This is a genomic window from Pseudoalteromonas sp. AWM4_233 (genome assembly GCF_056158285.1).
On record NZ_JBSWSZ010000040.1, the window covers coordinates 1 to 2363 of the forward strand.

The following is a 2363-nucleotide window of genomic DNA, read 5'->3' on the forward strand; positions in this document are numbered from 1 at the left end:
ATCAGAGATTTATAAATCGGATTCATTTCGTAGAAAATGCTAGTAAATATCCGTATGGTATTGAGGTTACGGCGGCATGTGTGGAAGGGAAAGCATCTGCATTTTATACACCTCATGGTGTGTTCAATAGCTTGACAGCACCATACGAGCATTTTGTAGAGAATGAGGATCCAATTTATATCCAAATCAATTTCAGAGAAATATGAAAATATGCAATACCTAGATGTACTAGAAGACGATGAATGTTCCTTGCAGACGTATTTAGACGGGGAAGATCATGATGAAATCGAAAATCTCCTCACAAAACAACTCATCGATTATGCACTCGACATGAAGGATGAAGCACTATTTAAAAAGCTGGTTATGAAATAAGGGTGAGAGGAATTGAGCAAATACAACAACAAAAAAGTGAACCTCGATGGCTACGTATTTGATTCACAAGCGGAAGCAAATTATTACGAAGGCTTAAAAATACGCAGTGCAAGAGGGGAAATTCAAGGGTTTCGAACGGCAGCCAGTATTTAATCTACAACCTGCATTTAAAAAACAGGACAAGAGCTTTCAAGCCATTACATACATAGCGGACTTTCTGGTGTACTTGCCAAATGGTGAGGTGGAGGTCATAGACATAAAAGGCATGATCACCGAAACTTTCAACGTGAAACGAAAGTTATTCGAGTATAAATATCCACACTTACAGCTGATTTTGCTGAAGCATGTGAAGAAATACGGTGGTTTTATCACATTGGATGAGTACAACAAGTTACAACGAGCGGAGAAGCGAGCAAAAAAACAAAATGAAGCAGAATAAAGGGAGCGGATCATAATGGCATATATCGAATTTAAACCAGTGTTAAAGAAAGTGAACTTAAAACCTGATGGGAAGAAAGAGATTGTGTTAGAAGTAACAGATTCCTCGCTACAAGGGAAATTGGATTCTCTGTCTGAAATGATTGATGCAAAAGTATTTGTTTCGCTAGAGTCTATGCAAGTCAACTTTAATGTCACGATTAATGCGAAAACAAATGAGCCGGTTACGCAGTACGAAGTCGATGAGAAAGGAATGGTACAAGAGGTAAAATCAACATTCGAGCAAATAGAAGCGGATCTAGATATGCCAGAAGAAAAGATTCAGACTCGTGAAGAAAAAGAACAAGCAGACCGGTGAGATTATCGATGCTTTTATCATCAGCGGTTTAGCACCGAACTTTGAGGGTATGCCAAATAAACTTCCGGACATCGTGAAACGTCGTCTAGAGGGAGAATCGTACTTGAAATTGGCGAATGAGCTGAGCATGTCCTCGGGTCAAATTATTGAGGTAATCGATGAATACCGTAAGCGTGTAGCACCATTAGCGATAAAGTGGCATGAGTGGAAAGAGCAGCAGCCAGAACCAGCAGAGGAGACAAAAGGGGAAGAAAAACCGGAAATGGAGAATCAAGTCTCGGAAGAGTTCGAAATAGCGGATGAGGACAAGCCTTTCGATGAAGCTTGATAAGAAATCCATCCGGATTCAAATATTAGATCTAGGTGCTGCCGAAACAACTTCACAAGATGAGGTTAACCTTAGCAATACGTAACTGAACGAAGTAGACTAAAGCAATACAACGTATTGCTAAGGTTAACGACGGTTAGATTCACCTCTTACACAGCACCTAGTGAGGATTGGTATTACATATTTTGAAGCACAAAAAAGCCAACCTAAAAGGTTGGCTTGAGTTTCATAATGCAAGTATGACAACGTGTTATGAATTTTTTGAAACTACCTGAACCTTAAATTTTTTCGAGAAAGCTCAGAAATAGACTTACACCCCATTAGGCGCATATCTCGAATGAGCTCTTCTTGCATAAGTCCGAGTGCGCGTTCGACACCAGGTTGACCAGCAGCGGCAAGCGGGTATAAATACATACGACCAATGCCCACGGCTTTTGCACCCAGTGAAAGCGCTTTTAAAACATGAGTACCGCGTTGAATACCGCTGTCGAAAAGTACATCAATTTTATCGCCGACGGCATCGACGATTTCAGCTAATTGATCGAATGAGCTGCGAGCGCCATCGAGTTGGCGACCGCCATGGTTGGAGATCACAATCCCCGTGCAGCCAATATCAACTGCGCGTTTGGCATCTTCAACGGTCATAATGCCTTTCAGGCAAAACTGGCCATCCCAAAACTTCACCATTTCAGCTACGTCGTCCCAGTTCATGGTTGGGTCGAGCATATTTGTGAAGTAGTCACCAATAGAGCTGGTGCTGCTACCCATTTTTATGTGGGCATCAAGTTGCGGCAGACTGAATTTTTGCGTGGAATACGTAGTTCAACAGGTGCTGTGTAAGAGGTGAATCTAACCGTCGTTAACCTT

7 protein-coding genes are annotated in these 2363 nt (G+C 41.6%); 6 read left to right on the forward strand and 1 reads right to left on the reverse strand.

The window, feature by feature from the left end; genetic code table 11:
• The 6 genes from ACXAC4_RS19220 to ACXAC4_RS19245 form a co-directional block, all read left to right on the forward strand.
• Positions 1 to 206, forward strand: a 206-nt coding sequence (locus ACXAC4_RS19220; RefSeq protein WP_475164751.1) for a YpiB family protein, incomplete at its 5' end; no start/stop codon positions are given.
• A gap of 4 nt (positions 207 to 210) precedes the next feature.
• On the forward strand, positions 211 to 372 hold the full coding sequence (locus ACXAC4_RS19225) for an IDEAL domain-containing protein (protein WP_475164754.1): 162 nt from the start codon (positions 211 to 213) through the stop codon (positions 370 to 372).
• A 36-nt stretch (positions 373 to 408) separates the two neighbouring features.
• A complete protein-coding gene (locus ACXAC4_RS19230; protein WP_475164778.1) occupies positions 409 to 525 on the forward strand; it encodes a DUF1064 domain-containing protein in 117 nt (38 codons plus the stop codon).
• Positions 479 to 811, forward strand: coding sequence for a DUF1064 domain-containing protein (locus ACXAC4_RS19235; RefSeq protein ID WP_475164759.1), 333 nt, complete (start codon positions 479 to 481; stop codon positions 809 to 811). Before ACXAC4_RS19230 ends, ACXAC4_RS19235 begins: the two co-directional genes overlap by 47 nt.
• Positions 812 to 826: 15 nt before the next feature.
• The gene (locus ACXAC4_RS19240; RefSeq protein WP_475164764.1) at positions 827 to 1168 is read left to right on the forward strand and encodes a hypothetical protein; all 342 of its coding nucleotides are present in this window, start codon (positions 827 to 829) and stop codon (positions 1166 to 1168) included.
• Entirely contained in the window at positions 1140 to 1496 is a 357-nt protein-coding gene (locus tag ACXAC4_RS19245) for a hypothetical protein (protein ID WP_475164768.1), read from the forward strand. Before ACXAC4_RS19240 ends, ACXAC4_RS19245 begins: the two co-directional genes overlap by 29 nt.
• 267 nt (positions 1497 to 1763) lie before the next feature.
• Here ACXAC4_RS19245 and ACXAC4_RS19250 read toward each other — a convergent pair whose 3' ends face one another.
• Positions 1764 to 2264 (reverse strand): alpha-hydroxy acid oxidase, encoded by a 501-nt coding sequence (locus ACXAC4_RS19250; protein WP_475164774.1) that lies wholly within the window; start codon positions 2262 to 2264, stop codon positions 1764 to 1766.
• Positions 2265 to 2363: the final 99 nt, after the last annotated feature.

Bases quoted from the DNA above. Each gene is read 5' to 3' on its own strand.
- ACXAC4_RS19225 (WP_475164754.1), top strand. From the start codon at position 211: ATGCAATACCTAGATGTACTAGAAGACGATGAATGTTCCTTGCAGACG.
- ACXAC4_RS19240 (WP_475164764.1), top strand. From the start codon at position 827: ATGGCATATATCGAATTTAAACCAGTGTTAAAGAAAGTGAACTTAAAA.
- ACXAC4_RS19250 (WP_475164774.1), bottom strand. From the start codon at position 2,264: ATGGGTAGCAGCACCAGCTCTATTGGTGACTACTTCACAAATATGCTC.